This is a genomic window from Thioclava atlantica (assembly GCF_000737065.1).
Lineage (GTDB): Bacteria > Pseudomonadota > Alphaproteobacteria > Rhodobacterales > Rhodobacteraceae > Thioclava > Thioclava atlantica.
The window spans coordinates 113,263-139,551 of the sequence record NZ_AQRC01000010.1 but is presented as its reverse complement, the minus strand read 5'-3'; the positions used below and the strand labels follow the sequence as shown (position 1 = coordinate 139,551).

Sequence of the window (26,289 nt, the reverse complement as noted above, 5' to 3'; positions counted from 1 at the left end):
CCCTGTCATGCGAAGTTCATGTTCTCGCAGGGGCAGTTGAGGCACGCGCAACGGAACACAATATCCTGAGCAATGCGCGAAATGCCGCTTGTCACGCAATCGGGAACTCCAGATTTTGTGTGCTGGGGCGGTTTTTTGCGTGACGATCCAATGAATCATGGCTAAAATTGGTGTAATTTCCATTCATTTCGGTCTGGGACAGGGCCGGGCAGCAACAACAGGCGGACACAGGACATGGCGTTGAATTTGATGATGTCAGAGCAGCACGACCTCAAGCCCCGGATCACGGTTTTCGGTGTCGGCGGCGCAGGCGGAAACGCGGTCAACAACATGATCGAGAAACAGCTTGAGGGTGTCGAGTTCGTCGTTGCGAACACCGATGCCCAGGCGCTGCAGCAATCGAAATCGCAAGCCCGTGTCCAGATGGGGACGAAGGTCACCGAGGGCCTCGGCGCCGGTGCGCGCCCGACCGTGGGCGCCGCCGCCGCCGAAGAGAGCATCGAGACGATCGTCGATCACCTCGCAGGGGCGCATATGTGCTTCATCACCGCGGGCATGGGCGGCGGGACCGGGACCGGTGCCGCGCCGATCATCGCGCAGGCCGCGCGCGAACTCGGTGTCCTCACCGTGGGCGTCGTGACCAAGCCGTTCCAGTTCGAGGGCTCGAAGCGGATGCGCCAGGCCGAGGAAGGGCTCGAAGCGCTCCAGAAGGTCGTCGATACCCTCATCATCATTCCGAACCAGAACCTGTTCCGTCTGGCCAACGAGAAGACCACCTTCACCGAAGCCTTCGCGATGGCCGATGATGTCCTCTACCAGGGCGTGAAGGGCGTGACCGACCTGATGGTCCGTCCGGGCCTGATCAACCTCGACTTCGCCGACGTGCGCGCGGTGATGGACGAGATGGGCAAGGCGATGATGGGCACCGGCCAGTCCGATGGCGAGGATCGTGCGGTGCAGGCCGCCGAGAAGGCGATCGCCAACCCGCTCCTCGACGAGATCTCGCTCAAGGGTGCGAAGGGCGTCCTCATCAACATCACCGGCGGCTACGACCTCACGCTGTTCGAGCTCGACGAAGCCGCGAACCGCATCCGCGAGGAAGTCGATCCGGACGCGAACATCATCGTCGGCTCGACCCTCGATCCGGAAATGGAAGGTTCGATGCGGGTTTCGGTTGTGGCCACCGGCATCGACGCGCTTTCGGCGACCGCCGAGATCCCGGTTCCGCGCCGCTCGCTGGCCGAGCCGCTCAAGCCCGCCGACGCGGCGGGCGAAAAGGCGGTGGAAGCTGCGCCCCAGCCCGCCCCGGTCCAGCCCGCGCCGCAACCGGCCGCGCAGCCCGCCGTGGCGCGCGAAGCCGCGCCGCATGCCCAGCCGCACCACGCCCAGCCGCATCAGCCCGCTGCCGAGCGCACGCTCTTCGATGCGCCAACCGCGCGTGCCGCGGCCGAGCCGCATCCGCAGGTCCAGGCCGACGATCTGCCCCCGCCGGCCTATCGTCCGCAGCCCGCGCCCTCGCAGGATCTCTATGTCGAGGATGAAGCCGCCGGTTACGTCGCGCCCCGTCCGCGCCAGCCCGGCACCCCGTCGCCCGAGGCGCTGCGTCGTCTCGAAGCGGCCGTGAACAAGGCGCCGCCCGCAGCGCAACGCCCGATGGCGGCCAGCCGCCCCGCCGCGCCGGCTCCGCAGCCGCAGGCGCATTCGGACAAGCCGCGGTTCGGGATCAACTCGCTGATCAACCGGATGACCGGTCATGGCCATGCCGAACAGCCGGCGCCGCAGCCCGCTCCGCGTCAGCAGGCGGCTCAGCAGCCGCGGGCCGAGGCCTATGATGACGAGCAGACCGAAGACCAGGACCGGATCGAGATCCCGGCTTTCCTGCGCCGTCAAGCAAACTGAACTGTCAAAAAGAGTTCACAAAAAGTAAGAGAGGGTCGGTGAAAACCGGCCCTTTTCCTTTATTCTGCAAGGGCTTGCGTGGCCCTGCGCAATGTTCCGCCCGGGGCGCGGTGCAATGTTTCACTCCGTTACAAAGAGTGAGTTGAGGTGACCCCGCACTCTGACTAACTGAGGCTGCGGCACCGGGATTTGAGATTCCGTTACCGCCAGAGACAAGAAACTGTGAGGTCCATCGTGCAGACGACGCTTGCCAGAACCGTCGCTTTCTCCGGTACCGGGCTCCATTCCGGGGCCGAGGTCGAGATGCGCGTGCATCCTGCTCCCGCCGGGCACGGGATCGTGTTCCGCCGCACCGATGTCGCGGACCGCAATCCGCGCATCCCCGCGCTGTGGGACAAGGTGCCGCATGCGACGCTGTGCACGCTGATCGAGAACGAGGACGGTGTCCAGGTCTCGACGATCGAGCACCTGATGGCGGCTCTCGTCGGTTCGGGCATTCACAATGCGCTGATCGAACTCGATGCGCCGGAAGTGCCGATCCTCGACGGGTCCTCCGCGCTCTTCGTCGCTGCCTTCTGCGAGGCGGGTCTGCGCGAGCTGGCCGGTGAGCTGCGCGCGATCCGCATTCTCGAGCCGGTGGAAGTGCGCCACGGCGAGGCTGTCGCGCGCCTTGAGCCTGCAGGTTCGCTCGAGATCGATTTCCAGATCGACTTCACCGACGCGGTGATCGGACGTCAGCGCAAGCGCCTCAAGATGGCCAATGGCGCCTTCGTGCGCGAGCTGATGGACAGCCGCACCTTCTGCCGTCAGGCCGATGTCGACGCGATGCAGTCGAACGGGCTCGCGCTTGGCGGCACCTACGAGAATGCCGTGGTCGTCGATGGCGACAAGGTTCTCAGCCCCGGGGGGCTGCGCCATGCGGACGAACCCGTGCGCCACAAGATGCTCGATGCGCTTGGCGATCTGGCGCTGGCCGGCGCGCCGATCCTTGGTCGCTACAGCGGCCACCGCGCGGGTCACGCCATGACGAACAAGCTCCTGCGGGCGCTTTTCGCCCGTCCCGACGCGTGGCAGTGGGAGACCTGCTCCGCTGCGCAGGCCTATACCCTGCCGGGTGCGGGAGTGTGTCAGGCCGAGCAACTGGCCTCCGCCTGAGGCCGGAGCGGCTTTCGGCCTTCATCCGGGGGCGCTTCCAATCCCTGCCGAAAACCGTCAAAGGCATTTTGCGCCCCGGATTTTTCTGTGCTAGGACAAGCCGAACGGCCCCCGAGGAGGGGCTCAGGAATACGGGTCCGGGGCCTTTCCCCGGTTGCGAGAAAGGGATGGGGCAGGGCATGGCGCGCGGCAAAACGGCGGCAGCGAAACTCGGGGCTCTTGGTCTTGTGACGGCGCTGGCCGCCTGCGGTCCCGACCCGAACGCGACGCCCAATCTCGAGAATTTCACCGCCAAGCAGATCTATGAGCGTGGCGAATACGAGCTTGAGGTCGGCAATCCGCGGCGTCCCAACACCGCGCTGAAATATTTCTCCGAGGTCGAGCGGCTCTATCCCTATTCGCAATGGGCCAAGCGCGCGCTGATCATGGAGGCCTATGCTCAGCACCGTGCCAAGAAATACGAAGAGGCGCGGGCGTCGGCCCAGCGATTCCTCGACACCTATCCCGGCGATGAGGATGCGGCCTATGCCGCCTATCTTCTGGCGCTTTCCTATTACGACCAGATCGACGAGGTCGGCCGCGATCAGGGCCTGACCTTCCAGGCCCTCCAGGCCTTGCGCGACGTGATCGAGAACTATCCCGACAGCGAATATGCGCATTCGGCGATGCTGAAATTCGATCTCGCCTTCGATCATCTGGCCGGCAAGGAAATGGAGATCGGGCGCTACTACCTCAAGCGCGGCGATTACACTGCGGCGATCAACCGCTTCCGCGTCGTGGTCGAGCAGTTCCAGACGACCACGCATACGCCCGAGGCGCTCGAGCGTCTCGTCGAGGCCTATCTCGCGCTCGGCATCACCGATCAGGCGCAGACGGCGGCCGCGATCCTTGGCCACAACTTCCAGTCCTCGCCCTTCTACCAGGATGCCTATAATCTGCTGGAGAAGAAGGGCCTCAAGCCCGAGGCGAAAGGCGACGGGTGGCTCGCGAAGGTCTACCGGCAGGTGATCCAGGGCAAGTGGCTCTGATCGGGGCCTCGGCGTTCACATGCTGCGATCGCTGGATATCCGCGACATCCTGATCATCGAACGGCTGGAGCTGGATTTCGGCCCCGGCCTCAACGTCCTCACCGGCGAGACGGGGGCGGGCAAGTCGATCCTGCTCGACTGTCTCGGTTTCGTCCTGGGCTGGCGCGGGCGCGCCGAGCTGGCGCGCCGCGGCGCCGATCAGGGCGAGGTGACGGCGGTGTTCGACCTGCCGCGGGATCACCCCGCGCGCGCAGTGCTGGACGAGGCGGGGATCCCGGTTTCGGACGAGCTGATCCTGCGCCGCGTCAATGCGCGTGACGGCCGCAAGACCGCCTGGATCAACGACCGGCGCGCGAGCGGCGATGTGTTGCGACAGGTCTCGGCCTCGCTGGTCGAATTGCATGGCCAGCAGGACGATGGCGGGCTCCTGAACGAACGGGGCCACCGCGCTTTGCTCGACGCTTTCGCAGGTCACGACGATCTGCTGGGCGCCGTGCGCACGGGATGGAAAGCGCGGGCGCAGGCGGCGCGCAAGCTCGAGGCGGCGCGCATCGCGCTGGCCGAGGTCAAGCAGGAAGAGGAGTTCCTGCGCCATGCGGTGACGGAGCTCGACGCGCTCGATCCGAAGCCCGGCGAGGAAGCGGAACTCGATGCGCAGCGCCGGCTGATGCAGGGCGCTGCGAAAATCCGTGAGGATGTCGCGCGGGCCTTCTCCGCGCTCGGGCCCGAAGGCGCCGAAGGCGCGATGCGCGATGCCGATCGCTGGCTGCAGGGTGCGGCGGATCGGGCAGAGGGGCGCCTCGACGCGCCGCTGGAGGCCTTGGAACGTGCGTTTCTCGAGCTGGGCGAGGCGGCGCAAGGGGTTGAAGAGGCGCTCGATGCGCTCGATTTCGACCCGCGCGCACTCGAGGCCTGCGAAGAGCGGCTGTTCGCGATCCGGGCGCTGGCGCGCAAGCATGGCGTGCTGCCCGACGAGCTGGGCAGTTTCGCCGAAGGCCTGCGCGAGAAACTGGCCGCGCTCGATGCGGGCGAGGAAGGGATCGGAACGCTCGAGGCCGATCTGAAATCGGCGGGCGCCGCCTATGACAAGGCAGCCGCTGCCTTGTCGGCCGCGCGCCAGGAGGCCGCGATCCGGCTCGATGAGGCGATGGCCGGGGAGCTCGCGCCGCTCAAGATGGAGCGGGCGGTCTTCGAGACCCGGTTGTCGGCGGGCGAGCCCGGCCCCGAGGGCACCGACAGCGTGGCCTTCACGGTCGCGACCAATCCCGGCGCGCCGGCCGGGCCCTTGAACAAGATCGCCTCGGGCGGGGAGCTTTCGCGCTTCCTGCTCGCGCTCAAGGTGGTGCTCTCGCGGGGTGCCGACACGCTCACGATGATCTTCGACGAGATCGACCGCGGCGTGGGCGGGGCGACGGCGGATGCGGTGGGCCGGCGTCTCGCGCGGCTCGCCGAGGGCGCGCAGGTGCTCGTGGTGACCCATTCGCCGCAGGTCGCGGCCCGTGGCGCCACGCATTTCCGCGTCGCGAAATCGGTGAGCGAGGGGATGACCACCTCCGAGGTGCGCGCCCTCGCCGAGGCCGAGCGCACCGACGAGATCGCCCGGATGATCTCGGGGGCCGAGGTGACGGCCGCCGCGCGGGCCGCCGCGCAGGATCTGCTCAAGGGCTAGGGCAGGCGGGGCGCATCACGCGACGTTTCGGTGCGAACAGATGTCGAACATGACCCTTTTCCTCCTGCGGCGAAGCGGGTAGATTGCAGCCATGAGCTGGATGGAAGACGACGATCCCTATGAGGGTGCGGTGAGCCTCTCGCAACGTGCCATGGCGGGTGCCGCGCAGGCGCGTGCGGCGGCCTATCTCGACAAGCTGAATGCCGAACAGCGACAGGCGGTCGAGACGCTCGACGGACCGGTCCTGATGCTGGCGGGCGCGGGCACGGGCAAGACCTCCGCGCTCACTGCCCGGATCGCGCATCTGATCCATACGGGCCGCGCGCAACCCAACGAGATCCTCGCCGTGACCTTCACCAACAAGGCCGCGCGCGAGATGAAGGAGCGGGTCGGCCGCCATCTCGGCGGCGCGATCGAGGGGATGCCCTGGCTCGGCACCTTCCACTCGGTCTGCGTGAAGCTGTTGCGCCGCCATGCCGAACTGGTCGGGCTGAAATCGAATTTCACCATTCTCGACACCGATGACCAGATCCGTCTGCTCAAGCAGCTGATCAGCGCCGCGAATATCGACGAGAAACGCTGGCCCGCGCGTCAACTCGCAGGCCTCATCGACGGCTGGAAGAACAGGGCGCTGACGCCCGAGAAGGTCTCGGGGCGCGAAACGGCCGCCTTCAACAATCGCGGATCGGAGCTCTACGCGGCCTATCAGGACCGGTTGAAGACCCTCAACGCGGTCGATTTCGGCGATCTGCTGCTGCACATGGTCACGATCTTCCAGACCCATGCGGACGTGCTCGCCCAATATCAGCGCTGGTTCCGATACATCCTCGTCGACGAGTATCAGGACACGAACGTCGCGCAATATATGTGGCTGCGGCTGCTGGCGCAGGGGCACAAGAATATCTGCTGCGTGGGCGATGACGACCAGTCGATCTATGGCTGGCGCGGGGCCGAGGTGGGCAACATCCTGAAATTCGAGAAGGATTTCCCCGGTGCGGCGGTGATCCGGCTCGAACAGAATTACCGCTCGACCGAGCATATCCTTGCCGCCGCTTCGGGGCTGATCACGGCCAATGAAGGACGATTGGGCAAGGAGCTCTGGACCGAAGCCCGGGGCGGCGAGAAGGTGCGCCTGATCGGCCATTGGGACGGTGAGGAAGAAGCCCGCTGGATCGGTGAGGAGCTCGAGGCCCTGCAACGCGGCACCCGCGGCAATCCGCCCGTCAGCCTCAACGATCAGGCGATCCTCGTGCGCGCCTCGCACCAGATGCGCGCTTTCGAGGACCGATTCCTGACGATCGGGCTGCCCTATCGCGTGATCGGTGGACCGCGCTTCTACGAACGCCTCGAGATTCGTGACGCGATGGCCTATTTCCGCCTCGTGGTCTCGCCCGACGACGATCTGGCCTTCGAGCGGGTCATCAACACCCCGAAGCGCGGGCTTGGTGACAAGGCGCAGCAGCGCATTCAGGTCGCCGCCCGCGAAAACGGGCTGAGCCTGCTGGATGGTGCACGAATGCTGATCGCCGAAGGCACGCTCTCGGGCAAGGCGGCCGGACAGTTGCGCCTGTTCGTCGAGAATATCGGACGCTGGCACGAAGAAATCGTGCAGGCTTCGCCCGCGACCGCGACGACCCGCGCCGAGGATGACGACCTGCTGATCGAGCCCGCCGAGGATGGCGTGGCGCCCGCGAATGACCAGTCCCATGTGCGCCTCGCCGAGCGGATCCTCGAGGAATCGGGCTATGTCGAGATGTGGCAGAACGACAAGACGCCCGAAGCGCCGGGACGGCTCGAGAACCTCAAGGAACTGGTGAAGGCGCTCGAGCAGTTCGACAACCTGCAAGGCTTCCTCGAACACGTCGCGCTGATCATGGATAACGACAAGTCCGAGACCGAGGACAAGGTCTCGATCATGACGCTGCATGCGGCGAAGGGGCTCGAGTTTCCGGTGGTCTTCCTGCCGGGCTGGGAGGATGGCCTCTTTCCCTCGCAACGCTCGATGGATGAGAGCGGGCTCAAGGGCCTCGAGGAGGAGCGCCGCCTCGCCTATGTCGGGATCACCCGCGCCGAGGAACTCTGCACGATCTCCTTTGCCGGCAACCGCCGCGTCTACGGCCAATGGCAAAGCCAGATGCCCTCGCGCTTCATCGACGAACTGCCGGTGCGCCATGTCGATGTGCTGACACCGCCGGGCCTTTACGGCGGCGGGATGAACGGTGGCGGGTTTTCGGCGGGCGGCTTTGGCGGCTCGACCGCGATGGATGACCGCGTGGCGCGCGCCGATGTCTACAACTCGCCCGGCTGGAAGCGGCTGCAATCGGCGCAGTCGCGCCCGGTCAGCCAGCCCCGCGAGGTGCGCCGGATGGCGGTCGATGCGCAGGGCGAAAGCGATTACGAGATCGGCGACCGGGTCTTCCACAAGAAATTCGGCTATGGCGAGGTGATGGGCACCGAAGGCGACAAGCTGATCGTGGAATTCGACAAGGCGGGCGAGAAGCGCCTGCTGGCGGGGTTCGTGGTGCCGGCGGCTGAGGCGGATGACGTGCCGTTCTGAGGCGCTTGGTCCGGTCGCTGTTGCGCCGCGCGCCCCTTCCCCTTGATCCAAATATCCGGGGGTGAGGCCGAAGGCCGAGGGGCAGAGCCCCTCCGCCGATCCGTGACCGCGATACCCTGCGGGTCTCTTATTCCGCCAGCCCCGGCACCGGCAGTCCGGCCGATTGCCAGAGCAGCACGAAGTTCAGCGCCAGAACCAGCCCGGCCCCCAGGACCGCAAGCCACAGGATCGGCCCGCGCACCGCGAAACGGCCCATCAGGTCGGGGCGCCGCGCGAAGAGGAGCAGCGCCACCATCGGCACGGGCAGGGCGATCGACAGCACGACCTGGCTCATCACCAGCGACTCGGTCGCATTCGCCCCCATCGCGACCACCACGAAGGCCGGCACCATCGTGATCAGGCGCCGCAGCCAGACCGGGATGTGGCGGCGGATGAAACCCTGCATGATCATCTGCCCGGCCATCGTGCCCACCACCGAGGACGAGATCCCCGAGGCGATGAGCGAGGTCAGGAAGGCCGCCGCCGCGAACCCGCCCAGAAGCGGCGTGAGCGTGTGATAGGCGGTCTCGATCTCCGCCACCTCGGCATGGCCCTGATGGAAGGCCGAGGCCGCCATGATCACCATCGCCATGTTGACCATGCCCGCCACCGCCAGCGCGATCACCACCTCGCGGTTGGAGAACTTCACCAGCCGCGCCTTTTGCGCAGGGTCGTTTGTCAGGGCGCGGCTCTGCGTCAGCCCGGAATGAAGGAAGATCGCATGCGGCATGACGGTCGCGCCGATGATGCCGACCGCGATCGTCAGCGCGCGGGCATCGGGCAGGGCGGGCGTCATGAGCCCCTCGACGGCACCCGTCCAGTCAACCGGGGCGATGAAGATCTCGGCGAGGTAGCACGTGCCGATCAACGCGACGAGTGCGCCGATGACCAGCTCCATCGGCCGGAAACCGCCGCGCTCGAAGAGCAGGATCGCATAGGTCACGATCGCGGTGACGACCATGCCCCAGATCAACGGCCAGCCGAACAGGAGCGACAGCCCGAGTGCGCCGCCGAGGAATTCCGCCAGATCGGTAGCCATCGCGGCAATCTCCGAGACGACCCACATCACGAAGGTGACGGGCTTGGGAAAATTCTCGCGCGACAGCTCGGCGAGGTTCTTGCCGGTGACGATGCCGACCCGCGCCGAGATCGCCTGAAACAACATCGCGATCAGGTTGGCCGCCAGAACCACCCAGAGGAGCGCATATCCGTAGCCCGCCCCCGCCTCGATATTCGTCGCGTAATTGCCGGGGTCCATATAGGCCACCGAGGCGATCACCGCGGGTCCGAAGAACAGCAGCATCGCACCGCGACGAGGCGAGCCCGCGAGCACCTCGGCCATGGCTGAGCGTGTACGTTCGGTCATTCCGCGCGGACGGGTGAGGGGAGTCATCGGGGGGCGCCTCGGTTTAGAGTGATTCCAGTTCTGCACCTGCGAAATGTAGCCTCGGCTACAAATTTGGCAAGGGGCTAATATTCGTTGACAGGGCACGGAGGCTCAGGCCACGCTGGGCCTTGGCTTCCGGGGCATGGCGCGATATTGCGGCCCTTCTGGAAAGACGAGAGCGATGAGCGAGACAGATCCCACCCAGATCAAGGGCTTCAACCGGGCCCGCGAACGCGCCGCCCGCGCGCTGCTCGAGGATTACGTCGAGATGATCTCGGATCTGGCGGCGGAGTTCGGCGAGGCGCGGATCACCGAGATCGCGGCGCGCCTGGGCGTGGCCCATCCCACCGCGACGAAGGCGGTGTCGCGGCTCAAGCGCGAAGGGCTCGCGGTGTCGCGGCCCTATCGCGGCGTGTTCCTCACCGAGGCGGGCGAAGCCCTGGCCGAGAGCGTGCGCGCCCGTCATCGCACGGTCGTGGCGCTCCTGCTTGCGATCGGGGTGCCCGAAGAGGTGGCGGAGCTGGATGCGGAAGGAATCGAGCACCACGTCTCGCGCCGCACCCTCGAAGCGTTCGAGGCCTATCTGGCGCGCTCAGAGCGCGGCGAAAAGGGCTGAGAGCCGTTCCGCCTCGCCAGCTAGGCCGAAGGGCGGATTCACCACGAACATTCCCGACCCGAGCATTCCATGTCCGGCGCGGGCGGGTGGGAAGCGGACCTCGTGGCTCAGCGCTTCAGGAAAGTCCCTGCGCAAAGCGGCCACCATGCCCTCCTGCGCGCCCGACGCGAGTACCGGATACCACAGGGCGATGATCCCGACATTCCACTTCTTCGCGATCTTCGCGATCAACTTGGGCAGGGTGGCATAGTCGGATTTCACCTCGAAGGAGGGGTCGATCAGCATCATCCCGCGCCGCGGGGTGGGCGGGGTCAACGCGAGCGCCTTCTCGTAGCCGTCGGCCTTGTGCAGAACCGCTTCCTTGCGACCGATCACCGAGCTCAAGGCGTCGAATTCCTGCGGGTGCAACTCGCACAGCTGGATCGTGTCGGATTCGCGCAAGAGCGAGAGCGCGACAAGCGGCGAGCCGGGGTAGGCTTGCGGACCGTGCAGCAGACGGACCGTCGCGAGCGCGCGCGCATAGGGATGATCGGCGTCGAACCAGCCCAGTTCCTCGACGCGGGTGATGCCGGCCGCGGCCTCGCCGGTCTTGAGCGCCTCGGCCGCATCGAGCGCATAGAGCCCGCGCCCGGCATGCGTCTCGATATAGCTCAGCGGCTTGTCCTTGTGCGTGAGGTAGTCGAGCGCGGTGGCCAGAAGCGCGTGCTTGTGCACGTCCGCTAGATTTCCCGCGTGATAGGCGTGTTGATAGGACAGCATGGGCGCACCTCCTGAAGGGCCTTCCTGCCCGCTCGGGAGGGCGCGCGCAATCCCCTTCGCAGCAACGAGGGGCGAGGTCGCAAGGGGGGGGGGCGGAAAAAGAAAACGGCGGCGCCCAGGGAGGAGGAGGGGCGCCGCCGTCTCTGTTACCTCGGGCCCCAGGGAGGAGGAGAGGGACCCTTCGGTATTTCGGACGCTACCTCAGGGAGGAGGAGAGAGGCAGCGTCGCACCCTTAGGCCCAGGGAGGAGGAGAGGGCCCTCGGTATCTTGCGGCGGCGCCCTCAGGGAGGAGGAGGAGGAGGGCGCCGCCGTAGTGATGCGACCCAGGGAGGAGGAGGGGTCGCTCAAAGCGATTTGGGGCTTGTGCCCCGGCATTCAAGTGCTGCGGTGCAGCATGCGACAGGCTGTCGCAATTTCTTGCCGATGATCGGCGGCGCCCTCAGGGAGGAGGAGAGAGGTCGCCGCCGGATCGGCACGGTTCCCAAGGGAGGAGGAGGAGGGAACCGGATCGGGTATCCGGCATCGAAGCGTCGCGCTTCGCGGGGCCGGTATGTCTGGCTGGCGGCGCCCTCAGGGAGGAGGAGGAGGGCGCCGCCGAGTTCCTAAGCCCCAGGGAGGAGGAGGGGGCTTGGGAATTCAATCACTTGCCGTAAGCTGCCTCGTAAGCAACGCGGGTGATCATCGAATGGTTCAGTCCGAGATCAGCGAGCTCGCGGTTGCTCAGCGTACGCAGCTCGTTGAGGGTCTGGCGGTACACCTTGCGGCGGGCCAGAGCTTCGGAGAATTTCGCTTTGAGGGCGGTGAAGCCGCCTTCGGTCAGTTGGATGTCTTGAACGAGTGCCATGTTGTCAGCCTCATCTTTCTGTCTTGGGCCGCCGCGATCTTTCGCTGTCCGAACCCGAAATTGTGTCTGCGCTTTCTTTCGCGTTGGCCCTAACATGAGCCTGATGCTGCGCTTGCACAATGGTTTTGGCTGACAATGCCGCCATGCAGAAATCGCATAAATCATTCTGACCCATTTCCGCCTGATCCGCGCAAGATATGTTCGCCTGCGACCCGGTTCCGCAGGGGAACCCCTCTATTTGCACGGAACTTCGGCTTGCAACCCGCGGCAAAAACGTCACAGTCGGCGCGAATTGCCGCCCGGTCGGGCGCTAACATTCCCGGGAATCGGAGGGTTTTATGGCTTTGAGCAAGGAACAAGTGCTTGCGGCTTTGCAGGAAGTGGAGCTGCCGGGCGGAGGAAATGCCGTCGCCCGCGACCTCCTGCGTGCGCTGGCCGTGCATGAGGGGGTGGTCCGTTTCGTCCTCGAGGGCGCCCCGCAGGCCGAGCTGGAGGCGAGCCGGCCGAAGCTCGAGGCTGCGGTCAAGGCACTTCCCGGCGTTGCGAGCGTGACCGTGATCGTCCCCGCCGGCCCCCCGCGCGGGCTCGGGGGCGCCCAGCAGGCGCCGCGCGCGCCCGCGATCGGCGGCCACCCGACGCCGCAGGCCGGACCGCAAGCCGTGCCCGGAGTGACGAAGATCATCGCGATCGGTTCGGGCAAGGGCGGCGTCGGGAAATCGACCGTCAGCTCCAACCTTGCGATTGCGCTCGCCCGGGCGGGCAAGCGGGTCGGGCTTCTCGATGCGGATATTTACGGCCCCTCGCAGCCGCGGATGATGGGCGCATCGAAACGCCCGTCCTCGCCGGACGGTCAGACGATCCTGCCGCTGCAGGCGCATGGCGTGACCTTGATGTCGGTCGGCCTGATGCTGAAGGAAGATGAGGCGGTGATCTGGCGCGGCCCGATGCTGATGGGCGCGATGCAGCAGATGCTGTTCCAGGTGAAATGGGACGAATACGGCCCGCTCGACGTCCTGCTCATCGATCTTCCGCCCGGGACGGGGGATGTTCAGCTGACGCTCGGGCAGAAGACCCGGCTCGACGGCGCGATCGTCGTCTCGACGCCGCAGGACGTCGCGCTGCTCGACGCCAAGAAGGCGGTCGACATGTTCCGCCGGCTCAACGTGCCCCTGCTCGGGCTCATCGAGAACATGTCCACCTATATCTGTCCGAACTGCGGTCACGAGGCGCATCTCTTCGGTCATGGCGGGGTCGAGGCCGAGGCCAAGAGGCAGGATCTGCCCTTCCTCGGCGCGCTGCCGCTCGATCTCGAGGTGCGGCTCTCGGGGGATGCCGGGACGCCGGTCGCGGGGGGCGAGGGAGCCGCTGCGCAAAGCTATGCCGCGCTGGCGCGCCATCTCTCTGAAAGCGGCGCGGTCTGAAGTCGCGTCTTTCTCAGGCGAAACCGTTTCGATCAGGCGCCCCGCGGGGCGCCTTTTCCGTTCCGGCTGTCGGGATTTCGCAGGTCGTGGGAATTCATGGGACGCGGTTACGGGAAATCACGGGACCGCGATGGTCGCGCGACCGCGTCGCTGCATGGCGCAGGGGCATCATCACGCCCGTATCGCGGCAGATCGAGCGTGATCAACTCGCCGTAAGATCCTGTCTGGGCGTGCTTTGGCGCGCAATAAGGGGGATGCTGGCCGGGTTCCATGATCGGACGAAAAAAAATGGGAACATATGGGAGAAAAATCCTCCGGTGAAAACATACCAGATTTAGATATGCTTCCTCCCAATTTATCTATGAGTGGTATTTGTGGGGGGCTCTGACCTTCTCGTGGTGTGCTCTTTTGCCGAATCCCGCCGGAGAATCGGCAATTTTTTTCTTGCGTGCCATGAAATCCCATGGCATCCCTTAGACATCGGAAGCGAGGACAAAAGAGGCACTAAGACCTCACGGCGAAAAGCAGGTTTCATACAGGCTCCCGCTTCACGAAAAAAAGAGAGATCCGGCGCGCGAGCGAGCAGACATCCCCCCCCCCCAGGTGGCGCGCGTAGTCGGACATACCCAGAGATGGGAACGAGGGCGGCGGATCGGGCAGTGGCAGCAGCCCGATCCGCCGTTTTCATTCCGGGCCGCCGGCCCGGTGGGACAGGTGATAGGAGCGCGCTTTGGCGGGCATGTTCATAGGCGAATACACCTTCAAGGTGGACAGCAAGGGTCGCGTGTCGATCCCCGCGCTGTTTCGTCGTGAGCTTGAGGAGGGCGATCCCGCTCGCCCCAATGCCGACCGCCCGCGCATGGTCATCGTCTACGGTGCCGATACCCAGAAAATGCTTCAGGTCTACACGCAGAGCGCCTTCGAGGCGCTCGCGGCCGATATCGCGGCGCTGCCGCGCGGTTCGAAGCAGCGCACGATCCTGCAGCGGCTCGTGCTGTCGAAATCCCACCCGACGGAGGTCGATCCCGACGGTCGCCTGGTGCTCCCCGCGGCCTTGCGCACGAAGATCGGTCTCGACAAGGAGGCCTATTTCTCCGGCGTGGGCGAGACCTTCGAGATCTGGAATCCCGAGACCTTCCTCGCCGCGGATGAGGCGAATATCGATCAATGGGTTGCCGAACAGGGCGAGGATTTCGATCCCCTCAGCCTTTTGTCAGAGGGATGAGCCATGAGCGATCGGGACGCCCTGCCAGACGCCCCCCACATCCCGGTTTTGCTGCGGCCGCTCCTTCGGGCGGTCGCGCCTGTCTCCGGGGTCTGGCTTGACGGAACCTTCGGGGCGGGCGGTTATGCGCGCGGGTTGCTCGAGGCGGGGGCCGACAAGGTGATCGGCGTCGACCGCGATCCGGCGGTCTTCGAGATGGCCAAGAGCTGGCGCGCCGACTATGGCGACAGGCTGGAGCTGGTCGAGGGCACCTTTTCCGAACTCGACACCTATTCCGACGTCCTTCTCGACGGGGTGGTGCTCGATCTGGGCGTCTCCTCGATGCAGCTCGATCAGGCCGAGCGTGGCTTTTCCTTCATGCGCGAGGGGCCGCTCGACATGCGGATGTCGCAGGAGGGCCCCTCCGCGGCCGATCTCGTCAACGAGACCGACGAGGCGGAACTGGCCGACATTCTCTATCAGTATGGCGAGGAGCGGGCCTCGCGCCGGATCGCGAAAGCGATCGTCGAGGCACGCAAGACCCGGCCGTTCGAGACCACGCAGCAGCTCGTTCAGGTGATCGAGCGCTGCCTGCCTCGCCCCAAACCCGGTCAGAGCCATCCCGCGACCCGCAGCTTCCAGGCGATCCGCATCGCGGTGAACGACGAATTCGGCCAGCTCATCGAGGGGCTCGAGGCGGCCGAGCGTGCGCTCAAGCCGGGCGGGCTTCTGGCGGTCGTGACCTTCCATTCGCTCGAGGATCGGGTGGTGAAGCGCTTCTTCGCGGCGCGGTCCTCGACGGGCGGGGGCGGTTCGCGCCATGCCCCCGTTCAGCAGAGCCTCGATCCCGCCTTCGACATCATCGTGAAGGGCGACGGCCCCGACGAAGAGGAACTGGTGGAGAACCCGCGGGCACGCTCGGCGCGGCTTCGTGTCGGACGGCGCACCTCCGCCCCCGCGGGGCAGGCCGATCGCCGCCAGCTCGGACTGCCGGCGCTCGTGACCGGAGAGAAGAAAGGGAGACGCCGTTGAGACTTCTTGCCTATCTTGCCGCCTCGCTCTGCGTCATGGGACTCGCCTTCTGGGCCTATCACGTCAATTACGACACCCAGGGCAAGCTCGACGAGCTGCGCGACCTCAACCGCGAGATCGCATCGCTCAACGAAGGGCTTTCGGTGCTCAATGCTGAATGGGCCTATCTCAACCGTCCCGACCGCCTGCGCGACCTGGTCAATCTCAACTTCACCTCGCTGCACCTGCTGCCGATGACGCCCGAGCAGTTCGGAACGGTCGCCCAGATTCCCTATCCGACGCCGCAGACCGAGACCGCACTGGGCGATCAGGTCTCCAAGCTGGTCGAAGTCAAGGCCGACGGGAAGGAGGGCCAGTGATGCGCACGCCGCTTCGCCCGCTCCCCCGCATTCTCGACGCCCGCGCCAAAGGCGAGAACCCCGATGCGATCGAGCGCGAGAACCGGCGCCTTCGCGGCGAGGCTACGCGCGACAAGTCCCGCCAGCGCGCCGAGGGGCGGCTGCTCGTCATGTCGGTGCTCTTCCTCGCGGCGTTCCTGACGGTGGGGCTGCGCATGGGGTCGTTCGCCGCCGCGCGTCCCGAAGAGCCCCAGACCGACGCTTCGAGCCAGCAGATCTATTCGCAGCGCGCCGATATCGTGGACCGCAAGGGCCGGGTGCTCGCGACGAACCTGCTTACCCATGCGCTCTATGCGCAGCCGCCGATGATGATCGATCCGACCGGCACGGCCGACAAGCTGGTGAAGATCTTCCCCGATCTCGACCGCGACCGGCTGATCAAGGATTTCACCGGCGCGCGGAAATTCGTCTGGATCAAGAAGCGGATCAGCCCCGAGCAATTGCAGGCCGTGCATGACATCGGCGATCCTGGCCTGCTGTTCGGCCCCCGCGAGATGCGGCTCTATCCGAACGGCCATCTCGCCTCGCATATCCTCGGCGGCGCGCGCTACGGCACCGAGGGCGTGAATTCGGCCGAAATCCTCGGCGTGGCCGGGATCGAACGGGAATACGACAAGTGGCTGCGCGATCCCGCGAACGGGGGCAAGTCGCTCAAGCTGTCGCTCGACCTCACCGTGCAGTCGGCGCTCGAGGATGTGCTCTCGGGCGGGATGAAGCTGATGAACGCCAAGGGGGCGACCGCGGTGCTGATGAAGGCGCGCACCGGCGAGATCGTCGCGATGGCGAGCCTGCCCGATTTCGACCCCAACGACCGCCCCGCGCCGCTTCTCAAGGGCGATCCCTCCGACAGCCCGCTTTTCAACCGCGCGGTGCAGGGCGTCTACGAGCTCGGTTCCACCTTCAAGATCTTCGCTGTCAGCCAGGCGATGCAGATGGGGCTGGTGACCCCGGAGACGATGATCGACACGAAGGGCCCGCTGCGTTGGGGCAAGTTCCGCATCCACGATTTCCACGATTACGGCAAGCAGCTCTCGGTCACCGATGTGATCGTGCACAGCTCGAACATCGGTACCGCCCGGATCGTCCAGAAGATCGGCCCCGAGAAGCAGCGCGAGTTTCTCGGCAAGCTGGGCCTGCTCGAACCCGCGCCGGTCGAGCTGATCGAGGCGCCGACCGGGCGTCCGATCCTGCCGCAGAACTGGTCCGAGCTTTCTGCGATGACGATCGGCTACGGTCACGGCCTGTCCGACAGCCCGCTGCAACTCGCCGCCGCCTATGCGACGATCGCCAATGACGGCAAGCGGGTCCTGCCGACGCTGATCGCGAAGGGAGGTCCGCGCGAGCCGGTGAAGCAGGAATTCGGCGCGGCCGAAGGTGCGCAGGTGGTCTCGCCCGAGGTGGCGCACAAGGCGCTCGCGATGATGCGGGCGGTGGTGACGCGCGGCACGGCAAGCTATGGCGATGTTCCCGGCTATCAGGTCGCGGGCAAGACCGGCACCGCCGACAAGCCCGACCCGCAGGGCGGCTATTACAACGACAAGGTGATCTCGACCTTCGCCGGGGTCTTCCCGGTGACCGATCCGCAATATGTTCTCGTGCTGACGCTCGACGAGCCGACCGACACGTCGGGCAACGAGCCGCGCCGCACCGCGGGCTGGACGGCGGTTCCGGTCGCCGCCGAGACGATCCGCAGGGTGGCGCCGCTCCTCGGGTTGCGCCCCGAGCCGACGACGCCCGACACGCTCGACGGGATCCGTCTCGTCAAGAAGGATTGAGCCCCGCGCGCGCCCCTTGCGCGAAGTCGCCCATCTCCTTGTGAGGCACGGGCTCGCGCCTTGACCTTGCCGGGCGGTCACCCGATAAACGCGACAGTTGATTGAGGGACGAAACGACATGGCCGCGAGCAGCAAGATGCTCAGTGAATTGGGGCTCACGCCCCTGATCGGGGCCGATCGTTCGGTCTCGGGACTTTCGGTGGACAGCCGGCAGGTGAAGCCGGGCCATCTCTTTGCAGCCCTTCCCGGCACGCAGATCCACGGTGCGGAATTCATCCCCTATGCGCTGCGGATGGGCGCGGGCGCGGTTCTCACCGATCGCACGGGCGAGGCTCTCGCGCGAGAGGCGCTCGCGGGCACCGATCTGCCGATCGTCATCACCGAGGACCCGCGTCAGGCCCTGGCCTTCGCCGCCGCTCTCTGGTTCGGCCACCAGCCCGAGACCCTGATCGCGGTGACCGGGACCAACGGCAAGACCTCGGTGGCGACCTTCACCCGCCAGATCTGGCAGTTGCTGGGCTATGAGGCGGCCAATATCGGCACGACCGGCGTTGAGGGCAGCTATTCCGCGCCGTCCCCGCATACCACGCCCGAACCGATCACGCTGCACCGGCTGCTGTCGGACATGGCGGGCGTGGGCGTGACCCATGCCGCGATGGAGGCCTCCTCGCACGGGCTCGCGCAGCGTCGGCTCGACGGAGTGACGCTGAGCGCCGCGGCCTTCACGAATTTCACCCAGGACCATCTCGATTACCACGCCAGCTTCGAGGAGTATTTCGCGGCCAAGGCCGGTCTCTTCACCCGCGTGTTGCCCGAGGACGGCGCGGCGGTGATCAATCTCGACGATCCCAAGGGCCGTGAGCTTGCGAAATATGTCGTGGCGCGCGGGCAGGAACTGATCGGGGTCGGTCATGACGCCGAATGCGAGATGCAACTCCTCGGCCAGCGCTACGACGCGACCGGGCAGGATGTGCGTTTCTCCTGGGAGGGCTGGACGCAGATGGTCCGCCTGCCGCTCATCGGCGGGTTCCAGGCGATGAACGTGCTCACCGCCGCAGCCCTCGTGATCGCCTGCGGGGCCGAGCCCGAGGAGGTCTTCGCCACGCTGCCGAGGCTGACCACGGTGCGCGGCCGAATGCAGCTCGCCGCAAGCCGCGAGAACGGCGCGACCGTCTTCGTCGATTACGCCCATACGCCCGACGCGGTGCAAACGGCGCTCAAGGCGCTGCGCCCGCATGTGATGGGGCGCCTGATTGCCATCGTCGGCGCGGGGGGGGATCGCGACGCCACCAAACGTCCGCTGATGGGCAAGGCGGCGGCGGAAAATGCCGATCTGGTCATCGTGACCGACGACAACCCGCGCTCCGAAGATCCCGCCGTGATCCGTGCGGCGGTGATCGAGGGCGCGCCCGGGGCGCTGGAAGTCGGCGACCGGGCCGAGGCGATCTTGCGTGGCGTCGACGCGCTCGGTCCGGGCGACGCGCTTCTGGTGATGGGCAAGGGCCATGAGAGCGGGCAGATCATCGGCTCCGACGTCTATCCCTTCGACGATGCCGAACAGGCCTCGGTCGCGGTGGCCGCGCTCGACGGGAAGATCTGATGGGCGTGTTGTGGACTTCGACCGACGCCGCGGCAGCGACGCGCGGCCAGGCGACGCAGGCCTTCGCCGCGACCGGGATCTCGATCGACACCCGGAGCCTGCGCCCCGGCGACCTCTTCATCGCGCTCAAGGATGTGCGCGACGGCCATGAATTCGTGCGCGCCGCACTCGACAAGGGAGCGGCGGCAGCCCTCGTGAGCCGCATACCCGAAGGATGCTCCACCGACGATCCGCTGCTGATCGTGCCCGAGGTGCTGCCCGCGCTCGAGGCGCTTGGCCGGGCCGGGCGCGCGCGCAGCCGCGCCCGGGTTCTCGCGGTGACCGGCTCGGTCGGAAAGACCTCGAGCAAGGAGATGCTGCGCGCGGTTCTCTCGGCGCAGGGCACGGTGCATGCGGCCGAGGCGAGTTTCAACAATCACTGGGGCGTGCCGGTCACGCTGGCCCGCATGCCGGCCGATGCCGATTTCGCGGTGATCGAGATCGGGATGAGCAATCCCGGCGAGATCGCGCCGCTCGCGAAGCTGGCCCGGCCGCACGCCGCGATGATCACGACGGTGGCGCCCGCCCATCTCGCCGCGTTCGAGAGCATCGAGGGGATCGCGCATGAGAAGGCCTCGATCTTCGAGGGGCTCGAACCGGGCGGCGTCGCGGTGATCCCGACCGGCCTCGGGGTGTCCCCGATCCTGCGCGAGGCCGCGCAGGCGGCGGGCGAGATGCTCACCTTCGGTCCCGATCCCGGCTCCGATTACCGCCTGGTCGAGGCCCGGATCGCGGGAGATGCCACGGTGGTGCGTGCCGAGCATCGCGGTCGCCCGATCCTGTTCAAGGTGATGACGCCGGGGCGCCATTTCGCGACCAACGCGCTCGGCGTGCTCGCGCTCGCCGAAGCCGCAGGCTGCGATCCGATGGTCACGGCGATGGATCTGGGCGCATGGGAGCCGCCCGCGGGGCGCGGCCAGCGCGAGCGGATCTACATGGATGTGGTGGACGAGGGCGAGAGCTTCGATCTCTTCGACGACGCCTTCAACGCCAACCCCGCCTCGATGGAGGCGGCGCTCGAGGTGCTTGCAGGGGCGAGCCCGCGCGACGGGGTGGGGCGCTGCGCCAAGGGCCGCCGGATCGCCTTCCTGGGCGACATGCTGGAGCTGGGGGCCGACGAGGTCGCGCTCCATGCCGCGATCGCCCGTCACCCGGCGATGGAGAAAGTCGATCTCGTCCATATGGCGGGGCCTTGCATGGTGCATCTGCGCGACGCGCTGCCGCGCGCCAAGCGGGGCGAATGGCACGAAACCGCCGCGGCGCTGGCCGAGCGCGCCCGCCATCTCGTCGATCCGGGCGACGTGGTTCTGGTGAAGGGCTCGAAGGGCTCGAAAGTCAGCCTCGTCGTCGACGCATTGAAAAAACTGCGCCAGCCCGGCGCAGCCGAAGCCCATAAGGGAAAAGAGTAATGTTGTATTGGCTTACCGACTTTGCCCATGGCGGCGGGGTGTTCAACCTGTTTCGCTACATTACTTTCCGGGCGGGCGGGGCCTTCTTCACGGCGCTTCTCGTGGGCTTCCTGTTCGGACCGTGGCTGATCAACGTGCTGCGGATCAAGCAGGGCAAGGGGCAGCCGATCCGCGATGACGGGCCCGAGGGCCATCTCGCCAAGGCGGGCACGCCGACGATGGGGGGGATCTTGATCCTCACCGCGCTTCTGGTCGCGACGCTGCTCTGGGCGCGGCTCGACAACGGTTATATCTGGGTCGTGCTGATGGTGACCTATGGCTATGCCGCGATCGGCTTCGCCGACGATTACGCCAAGGTCTCCAAGCAGAACACCAAGGGGGTGAGCAGCAAGATGCGGCTCGCGCTCGGCTTTCTGCTCGCGCTTCTCGCCTCGCTCGCGACCTGGTACCTGCACCCGGCCGAACTGGCGGGCCACGTCGCCATCCCCTTCTTCAAGGACCTGATCGTCAATCTCGGCTATTTCTACATCCCCTTCGCGATGTTCGTGGTGGTGGGCGCGGCGAATGCGGTGAACCTCACCGACGGGCTCGACGGGCTGGCGATCATGCCGGTGATGATTGCCGCCGGCACGCTGGGCGCGATCGCCTATGTCGTCGGCCGGACCGACTTCACCGATTATCTCGGCGTGCAATTCGTTCCCGGAACCGGCGAGCTCGCGATCTTCACCGCCGCGCTGATGGGGGCGGGGCTGGGCTTCCTGTGGTACAACGCCCCGCCCGCCGCCGTCTTCATGGGCGATACCGGCTCGCTCGCGCTCGGCGGGGCGCTCGGCGCGATCGCGGTCTGTACCCAGCACGAGATCGTGCTCGGGATCGTCGGCGGGCTCTTCGTGGTCGAAGCGCTCTCGGTGATCATCCAGGTCGCCTATTTCAAGCGCACCGGCAAACGCGTCTTCCTGATGGCGCCGATCCACCACCATTTCGAGAAGAAGGGCTGGTCGGAGCCGCAGATCGTGATCCGGTTCTGGATCATCTCGCTGATCCTTGCGCTGATCGGTCTGGCGACGCTGAAGATCCGCTGAGGCGATGCTTCTCCTCCTCCTGCCGCTGGTCTTCGCCATCCTGCTCGGCCTGACCATCGCGCGCCACCGCCGCGCCCTCGCGGCGCAGGGCGCCCGGCAGGCGGGGCGGGCAGACTATGCCCGTGCGATGGAAGAAGCCGCGCGCGCGGCCTCCCCCGCGCAGGCCGCCAGCTGCTACGACGAGGCCGCACGGCTCGCCGCGCTCCATTACGGCGCGGCGGCCGCTGAACTCATCGAGGCCCTGGCAGGAGCCGCGCAGGCGGAGGCGGCAGCCGGTCACGCGCAGGAGGCCACCGCCCGGTTCGACGGTGCGATCGGGATCGCACGCGGAAACGGAACCGATCCAATGCGCCTCGCCGAGCTTCTCGCGGCCCGCGCCGAGATCCACCCCGATCCGGCCATCGCCGCGCGCAGCGCCACCGAGGCGCTCACCCTGATCCGCCGCGCGCGCGGGCAGGGCGATCCCGCCTATGGGCGCCAGGCGCTCGCCACCGCCGACCTGCTCGCACGCAACGCACGCCGCCCCGAGGCCGAGGCGCTCTATCGCGAGCTTGCAGCCCCCCGCAGCCCGGTCGCGCCCGAGATCGCCACTGCGGCCCGCGATACGCTCGCGCAGCTGCGCAGCCCCGGTCGTGGCGTTCGCTGACCCTTCCCCTTTCCAAATGCATCAAATATCCCGGGGGTGCGGGGGCTGGCCCCCGCTGAGGTGACAGGAGACTTCGATGATTCCGGTTCAGGGCTATGACGGACAGAAGGTTGCGGTGCTCGGGCTCGGCCGGTCGGGCCTCGCGACGGCGGCGGCGTTGGAAGCGGGCGGGGCGGAACCGGTCTGCTGGGATGACAGCCCCGAGGGCCGCGCGCGCGCCGAAGCGGCGGGCTATGCCTGCCGCGATCTGACCCGTCCGGATGCCTTCGACGCGATCGCGGCGCTCGTCGTCTCGCCGGGTATCCCGCATCTCTATCCGAAACCCAACCCGGTGATCGCGGCGGCGATGGCCGCGGGCGTGCCGGTGGACAACGATATCGGGCTCTTCTTCCGGTCCTGGGCGAGCGCGGCCTTCGCGAGCTATGACAGCGTGCCGCGCACGATCTGCGTGACCGGCTCGAACGGGAAATCGACGACCACCGCGCTCATTCACCACATTCTGCGCGAGGATGGCCGCCCGACCCAGATGGCGGGCAATATCGGGCGCGGCGTGCTCGATCTCGACCCGCCCGAAGAGGGCGAGGTGGTGGTTCTGGAACTCTCCAGCTACCAGACCGATCTGGCCCGCGCACTCACCCCCGATATCGCTGTCTTCACCAATCTCTCGCCCGACCATCTCGACCGGCATGGCGGCATGGGCGGCTATTTCGCGGCCAAGCGCCGGCTCTTTGCCGAAGGCGGTCCGGACCGCGCGGTTATCGGGGTGGACGAGCCCGAGGGCGTCTATCTCGCGAACCAGATCATGATGGGACGCAACGATGACCGGCTGATCCGGGTCTCGAGCGCTCGCAAGCTCGGCGATTGGGGCTGGTCTGTCTTTGCGCGCAAGGGCTTCCTCTCGGAATGGCGCAAGGGTCGCCAGATCGCCTCGATCGATCTGCGCGAGGTCACCGGCCTGCCGGGCGCGCATAACCACCAGAACGCCTGCGCCGCCTATGCCGCGACCCGCGCGCTCGGGGTCGCGCCGCGGGTGATCGAAGCCGCGTTCCATTCCTTCGCTGGGCTTCCCCATCGCAGCCAGACGGTCGCCGAGAAGCGCGGCATCCGCTGGGTGAACGATTCCAAGGCGACAAATGTGGACAGTGCCGCGAAGGCGCTCGAGGCGTTCTCCAATATCCGCTGGATCGCGGGGGGGCTGGGCAAGGATGGCGGCGCGGGCGCGCTCTCGGGCCATCTGGGCGCGGTCCGCAAGGCCTATTTCATCGGCCATTCGGCACGCGATTTCGCGTTGGAACTGGCACCGCTCGAGCATGAGATCTGCGAGACGATGGAGGCGGCGGTGGCGGCCTGTGCGCGCGATGCCGAGGCCGGCGACACGGTGTTGCTCGCCCCGGCCGCGGCGAGCTTCGACCAATATCCCAATTTCGAGAAGCGCGGCGAACATTTCACCGCGCTGGTCGAGGCGCTGCCCGGCTGAGCTTCAGGCGCGCGCGGCGATGTAATTCGCGATCATCAGATCGAGATGCGCGCCGCCGCCATTCTTGAAGATCGTGATCTCGTCATCGGCGCTCCGCCCTTCGGCGGCCCTACCGATCAGGTCGTAGAGATCGCCCAGCACATCCGCTTCGGAGATCACCCCCGCCGCAAGCGGGATCGTCAGCTCGCCGATATGGCCGAGCGTCGTCTCGCGGCTGTCCACGAAGAGCCGACCGCCCGCGATCAGCGCATCATCGGCTTCGCGCATATCCGTCTTGAAGGCGCCGATCAGATCGACATGGGTGCCCGGACGGATCCAGTCGCCTCTCAGGACCGGCTCGCGCGCCATCGTGGCGCAGGAGACGATATCGGCGCGCCCCGCGGCCTCGGCCAGATCTTCCACGGCGACCAGCGGGATCGGGCTGGCGATCTGCTCGACCAGCGCCCGCGCCTGGTCCGGCCGCCGCGTCCAGACCGCGATTTCCTCGAGCCCGGGAAAAAGCGCTCCGTAGGACGAGACGAGCGAGCGTGCTACCGTCCCGCCCCCGACGATCAAAAGCCGCTTGCTGTCGGGTCGTGCCAGAAGCTGCGCGCCGAGCCCGCTATCGGCGGCGGTCTTGATGTCGGTCACCAGCGGGCTCTCGACGATGGCTTGCAAGGCGCCGTGCTCGGGTTCGAAGACCAGCATCGCGCCCTGCACCGTCGGCAGGCCCGCCTTCGGATTGGCGCCGAACACCGTGAAGCTTTTCACCCCGTAGCCCAGCCCGTCGATATAGGCGCTGCGGCTCAGCAGCGTGCCCTCGGCGGGGCCGAGGAACGTGTCGCCGATCTCAGCTCGGGCCAGGCGGTGGCCCGCGCGCAGGGCCGCGACCGCGCCGTGCCAGTCGAGCCGGTCGATCATCGCGTCATAGGTCAGGATCGGGGTCGTCATGAGGGTCTCCTAGAGAGGGTCGAGCCAGCGAGCCTGCGCCGAGACATCGCGGCAGTCGCGTTCTTCGCGGGTGATCGCCTTGGCGAGCAACTCCGCACTTCCCGCTGAGGCGGTCCAGCCGAGCGCCCCGTGGCCCGCATTGATCCAGAGATTGCCGAAGCGGCGCACCCGGCCCAGATAGGGCGCGCTGGCCGGGGTGGTGGGGCGCGATCCGGTCCAGAATGTCACATCCTCCAGATCGACGAGATCGGCGAAATGCCGGGCCACATAGTCCTTGAGGACGGACAGGCGCGCCTCGGGCAGGCTGTCATCCCCGCCCGCGAACTCGGCCATCGCGGTGATCCGCAGGATGCCGCTATAGCTCGAGACGGCAAGACGGGCGGCCTCGTCGAGATAGGGCAGGGTGGGCGCGCGGGCGGGATCGCGCAGTCGCCAACTGCCCGAATAACCTTTCACCGGGTAGATGCGGGGCACGAAGCCCAGAGGCCGGGTGAGCTTTGGCGTCTCGACCCCGGTTGCGAGGATGACATGATCGGCCGCGATCCGCTCGCCGCCCGCGCGGATGCCGATGATCCGCCCGCCCTCGCGCTCGATGTGATCGAGCTCGGTTTCATAGCGCAGATCGACATGGTCGAGCGTGCCGAGATGCGCGCCGAGCCCGGTTGCGAAGCGGTGGCAATCGCCGACGCTGTCATGCGGGCTGAAGAGCGCGCCCGCGAACCGCGCCGCAATCGGCGCGAGGGCGGGGTCCTTCGTTACGATCTCGGAGGGAGACAGCAGGCTCATGCCGGTTTCGCTGGTCTGGGAATGGGCGTGCTGCCATGCCTCGACCGCGGCCCTGTCGGGCAGCAGGTAGAGCGCGCCGTCATGACGCAACAGGTCCGAAAGCCCCGCTTCCTGCGCGACGACGGGCAGGCGGTCGCGGCTGTAAAGGCAAAGCCGCGTCAACCGCGCCGAATTCGCGTCATGCGCTTCGGCGGAACAATTGCGCAGGAAGTCGAGCCCCCAGCGGATCAGCGCGGGATCGGCCCAGCGGCTCACCTTGATGCCGGGATCGCGCCCGAGCGCCGCGCGGAGCAGGGTGCGCGGCGCGTCGGGTCCCGCCCAGGCCTCGGCATGGCCGATCGACACCACCCCGGCATTGGCGCGGCTGCACAGCATCGCGGGAGCCGGCGCGCGCTCGACCACGGTGACGCAGAGGCCGCGGCGGGCAAGCGCATGAGCGCTCTGAATCCCGACGATGCCTGCGCCAATGACGATGACACGCTCAGCCATCGGAGCTTCCGGAGCGGGCTGAAAGGAGACGGGCGAAAGGGGGTAAG

The 26,289-nt window shown here is 66.9% G+C and carries 21 protein-coding genes; 16 read left to right on the top strand and 5 right to left on the bottom strand.

The genetic code is table 11. The annotated features are described in order from the left end of the window. Positions 1-234: 234 nt before the first annotated feature. From ftsZ to DW2_RS13090, 5 genes are all read left to right on the top strand, one after another. Entirely contained in the window at positions 235-1,899 is a 1,665-nt protein-coding gene (gene ftsZ, locus DW2_RS13110; protein ID WP_038147316.1) for a cell division protein FtsZ, read from the top strand. Between the two features lie 234 nt (positions 1,900-2,133). Next, on the top strand, positions 2,134-3,054 hold the full coding sequence (gene lpxC / locus DW2_RS13105) for a UDP-3-O-acyl-N-acetylglucosamine deacetylase (protein WP_038147314.1): 921 nt from the start codon (positions 2,134-2,136) through the stop codon (positions 3,052-3,054). A 179-nt stretch (positions 3,055-3,233) separates the two neighbouring features. Continuing rightward, a complete protein-coding gene (locus DW2_RS13100) occupies positions 3,234-4,082 on the top strand; it encodes an outer membrane protein assembly factor BamD (protein WP_038147368.1) in 849 nt (282 codons plus the stop codon). Positions 4,083-4,101: 19 nt separating this feature from the next. Further along, positions 4,102-5,751 carry a DNA repair protein RecN gene (recN, locus tag DW2_RS13095; RefSeq protein WP_038147311.1) on the top strand — a complete coding sequence of 550 codons (1,650 nt, stop codon included), beginning with the start codon at positions 4,102-4,104 and terminating at the stop codon, positions 5,749-5,751. Positions 5,752-5,842: 91 nt separating this feature from the next. Further along, a complete protein-coding gene (locus tag DW2_RS13090; RefSeq protein ID WP_038147308.1) occupies positions 5,843-8,308 on the top strand; it encodes an ATP-dependent helicase in 2,466 nt (821 codons plus the stop codon). A gap of 127 nt (positions 8,309-8,435) precedes the next feature. Here DW2_RS13090 and DW2_RS13085 read toward each other — a convergent pair whose 3' ends face one another. Then, on the bottom strand, positions 8,436-9,740 hold the full coding sequence (locus DW2_RS13085) for an Nramp family divalent metal transporter (protein WP_038147306.1): 1,305 nt from the start codon (positions 9,738-9,740) through the stop codon (positions 8,436-8,438). 175 nt (positions 9,741-9,915) lie between these two features. Here DW2_RS13085 and mntR point away from each other — a divergent pair, with 175 nt between their 5' ends. Beyond that, positions 9,916-10,350, top strand: a complete 435-nt coding sequence (gene mntR, locus DW2_RS13080) for a manganese-binding transcriptional regulator MntR (protein ID WP_038147303.1) — start codon at positions 9,916-9,918, stop codon at positions 10,348-10,350. Here mntR and DW2_RS13075 read toward each other — a convergent pair. Both DW2_RS13075 and DW2_RS13070 read right to left on the bottom strand, forming a co-directional pair. Beyond that, entirely contained in the window at positions 10,327-11,109 is a 783-nt protein-coding gene (locus DW2_RS13075; RefSeq protein WP_038147302.1) for a 23S rRNA (adenine(2030)-N(6))-methyltransferase RlmJ, read from the bottom strand. The genes mntR and DW2_RS13075 overlap by 24 nt on opposite strands. Before the next feature lie 641 nt (positions 11,110-11,750). Further along, positions 11,751-11,954: a DUF1127 domain-containing protein gene (locus DW2_RS13070; RefSeq protein WP_038147300.1), complete on the bottom strand. Its 204-nt coding sequence runs from the start codon at positions 11,952-11,954 to the stop codon at positions 11,751-11,753. Between the two features lie 338 nt (positions 11,955-12,292). Here DW2_RS13070 and DW2_RS13065 point away from each other — a divergent pair, with 338 nt between their 5' ends. The 10 genes from DW2_RS13065 to murD all read left to right on the top strand — a co-directional run bounded on the left by DW2_RS13065 (position 12,293) and on the right by murD (position 24,037). Continuing rightward, positions 12,293-13,375, top strand: coding sequence for an Mrp/NBP35 family ATP-binding protein (locus DW2_RS13065; RefSeq protein WP_038147298.1), 1,083 nt, complete (start codon positions 12,293-12,295; stop codon positions 13,373-13,375). Positions 13,376-14,114: 739 nt separating this feature from the next. Next, on the top strand, positions 14,115-14,600 hold the full coding sequence (mraZ, locus tag DW2_RS13060) for a division/cell wall cluster transcriptional repressor MraZ (RefSeq protein WP_081874983.1): 486 nt from the start codon (positions 14,115-14,117) through the stop codon (positions 14,598-14,600). Positions 14,601-14,603: 3 nt separating this feature from the next. Then, positions 14,604-15,611 (top strand): 16S rRNA (cytosine(1402)-N(4))-methyltransferase RsmH, encoded by a 1,008-nt coding sequence (gene rsmH / locus DW2_RS13055; protein WP_038147296.1) that lies wholly within the window; start codon positions 14,604-14,606, stop codon positions 15,609-15,611. Continuing rightward, positions 15,608-15,970 carry a cell division protein FtsL gene (gene ftsL / locus DW2_RS13050; protein WP_038147295.1) on the top strand — a complete coding sequence of 121 codons (363 nt, stop codon included), beginning with the start codon at positions 15,608-15,610 and terminating at the stop codon, positions 15,968-15,970. Before rsmH ends, ftsL begins: the two co-directional genes overlap by 4 nt. Then, positions 15,967-17,784 carry a peptidoglycan D,D-transpeptidase FtsI family protein gene (locus DW2_RS13045; RefSeq protein ID WP_038147294.1) on the top strand — a complete coding sequence of 606 codons (1,818 nt, stop codon included), beginning with the start codon at positions 15,967-15,969 and terminating at the stop codon, positions 17,782-17,784. Before ftsL ends, DW2_RS13045 begins: the two co-directional genes overlap by 4 nt. Before the next feature lie 118 nt (positions 17,785-17,902). Further along, positions 17,903-19,384, top strand: coding sequence for a UDP-N-acetylmuramoyl-L-alanyl-D-glutamate--2,6-diaminopimelate ligase (locus DW2_RS13040; protein WP_038147292.1), 1,482 nt, complete (start codon positions 17,903-17,905; stop codon positions 19,382-19,384). Beyond that, entirely contained in the window at positions 19,384-20,832 is a 1,449-nt protein-coding gene (locus DW2_RS13035) for a UDP-N-acetylmuramoyl-tripeptide--D-alanyl-D-alanine ligase (protein WP_038147289.1), read from the top strand. Before DW2_RS13040 ends, DW2_RS13035 begins: the two co-directional genes overlap by 1 nt. Further along, complete coding sequence (mraY, locus tag DW2_RS13030; protein ID WP_038147286.1) at positions 20,832-21,914, top strand: phospho-N-acetylmuramoyl-pentapeptide-transferase; 1,083 nt, start codon at positions 20,832-20,834, stop codon at positions 21,912-21,914. The genes DW2_RS13035 and mraY overlap by 1 nt, the downstream gene beginning before the upstream one ends. A 4-nt stretch (positions 21,915-21,918) precedes the next feature. After that, positions 21,919-22,560, top strand: coding sequence for a hypothetical protein (locus DW2_RS13025; RefSeq protein WP_038147284.1), 642 nt, complete (start codon positions 21,919-21,921; stop codon positions 22,558-22,560). 76 nt (positions 22,561-22,636) lie between these two features. Beyond that, on the top strand, positions 22,637-24,037 hold the full coding sequence (gene murD, locus DW2_RS13020) for a UDP-N-acetylmuramoyl-L-alanine--D-glutamate ligase (RefSeq protein ID WP_038147282.1): 1,401 nt from the start codon (positions 22,637-22,639) through the stop codon (positions 24,035-24,037). A gap of 3 nt (positions 24,038-24,040) precedes the next feature. Here the strand turns inward: murD and DW2_RS13015 are convergent, their stop codons facing one another. After that, on the bottom strand, positions 24,041-24,967 hold the full coding sequence (locus DW2_RS13015; RefSeq protein ID WP_038147278.1) for an ornithine cyclodeaminase family protein: 927 nt from the start codon (positions 24,965-24,967) through the stop codon (positions 24,041-24,043). Between the two features lie 9 nt (positions 24,968-24,976). Continuing rightward, positions 24,977-26,242, bottom strand: a complete 1,266-nt coding sequence (locus DW2_RS13010) for an FAD-dependent oxidoreductase (protein WP_051856044.1) — start codon at positions 26,240-26,242, stop codon at positions 24,977-24,979. Positions 26,243-26,289 lie beyond the last annotated feature (47 nt).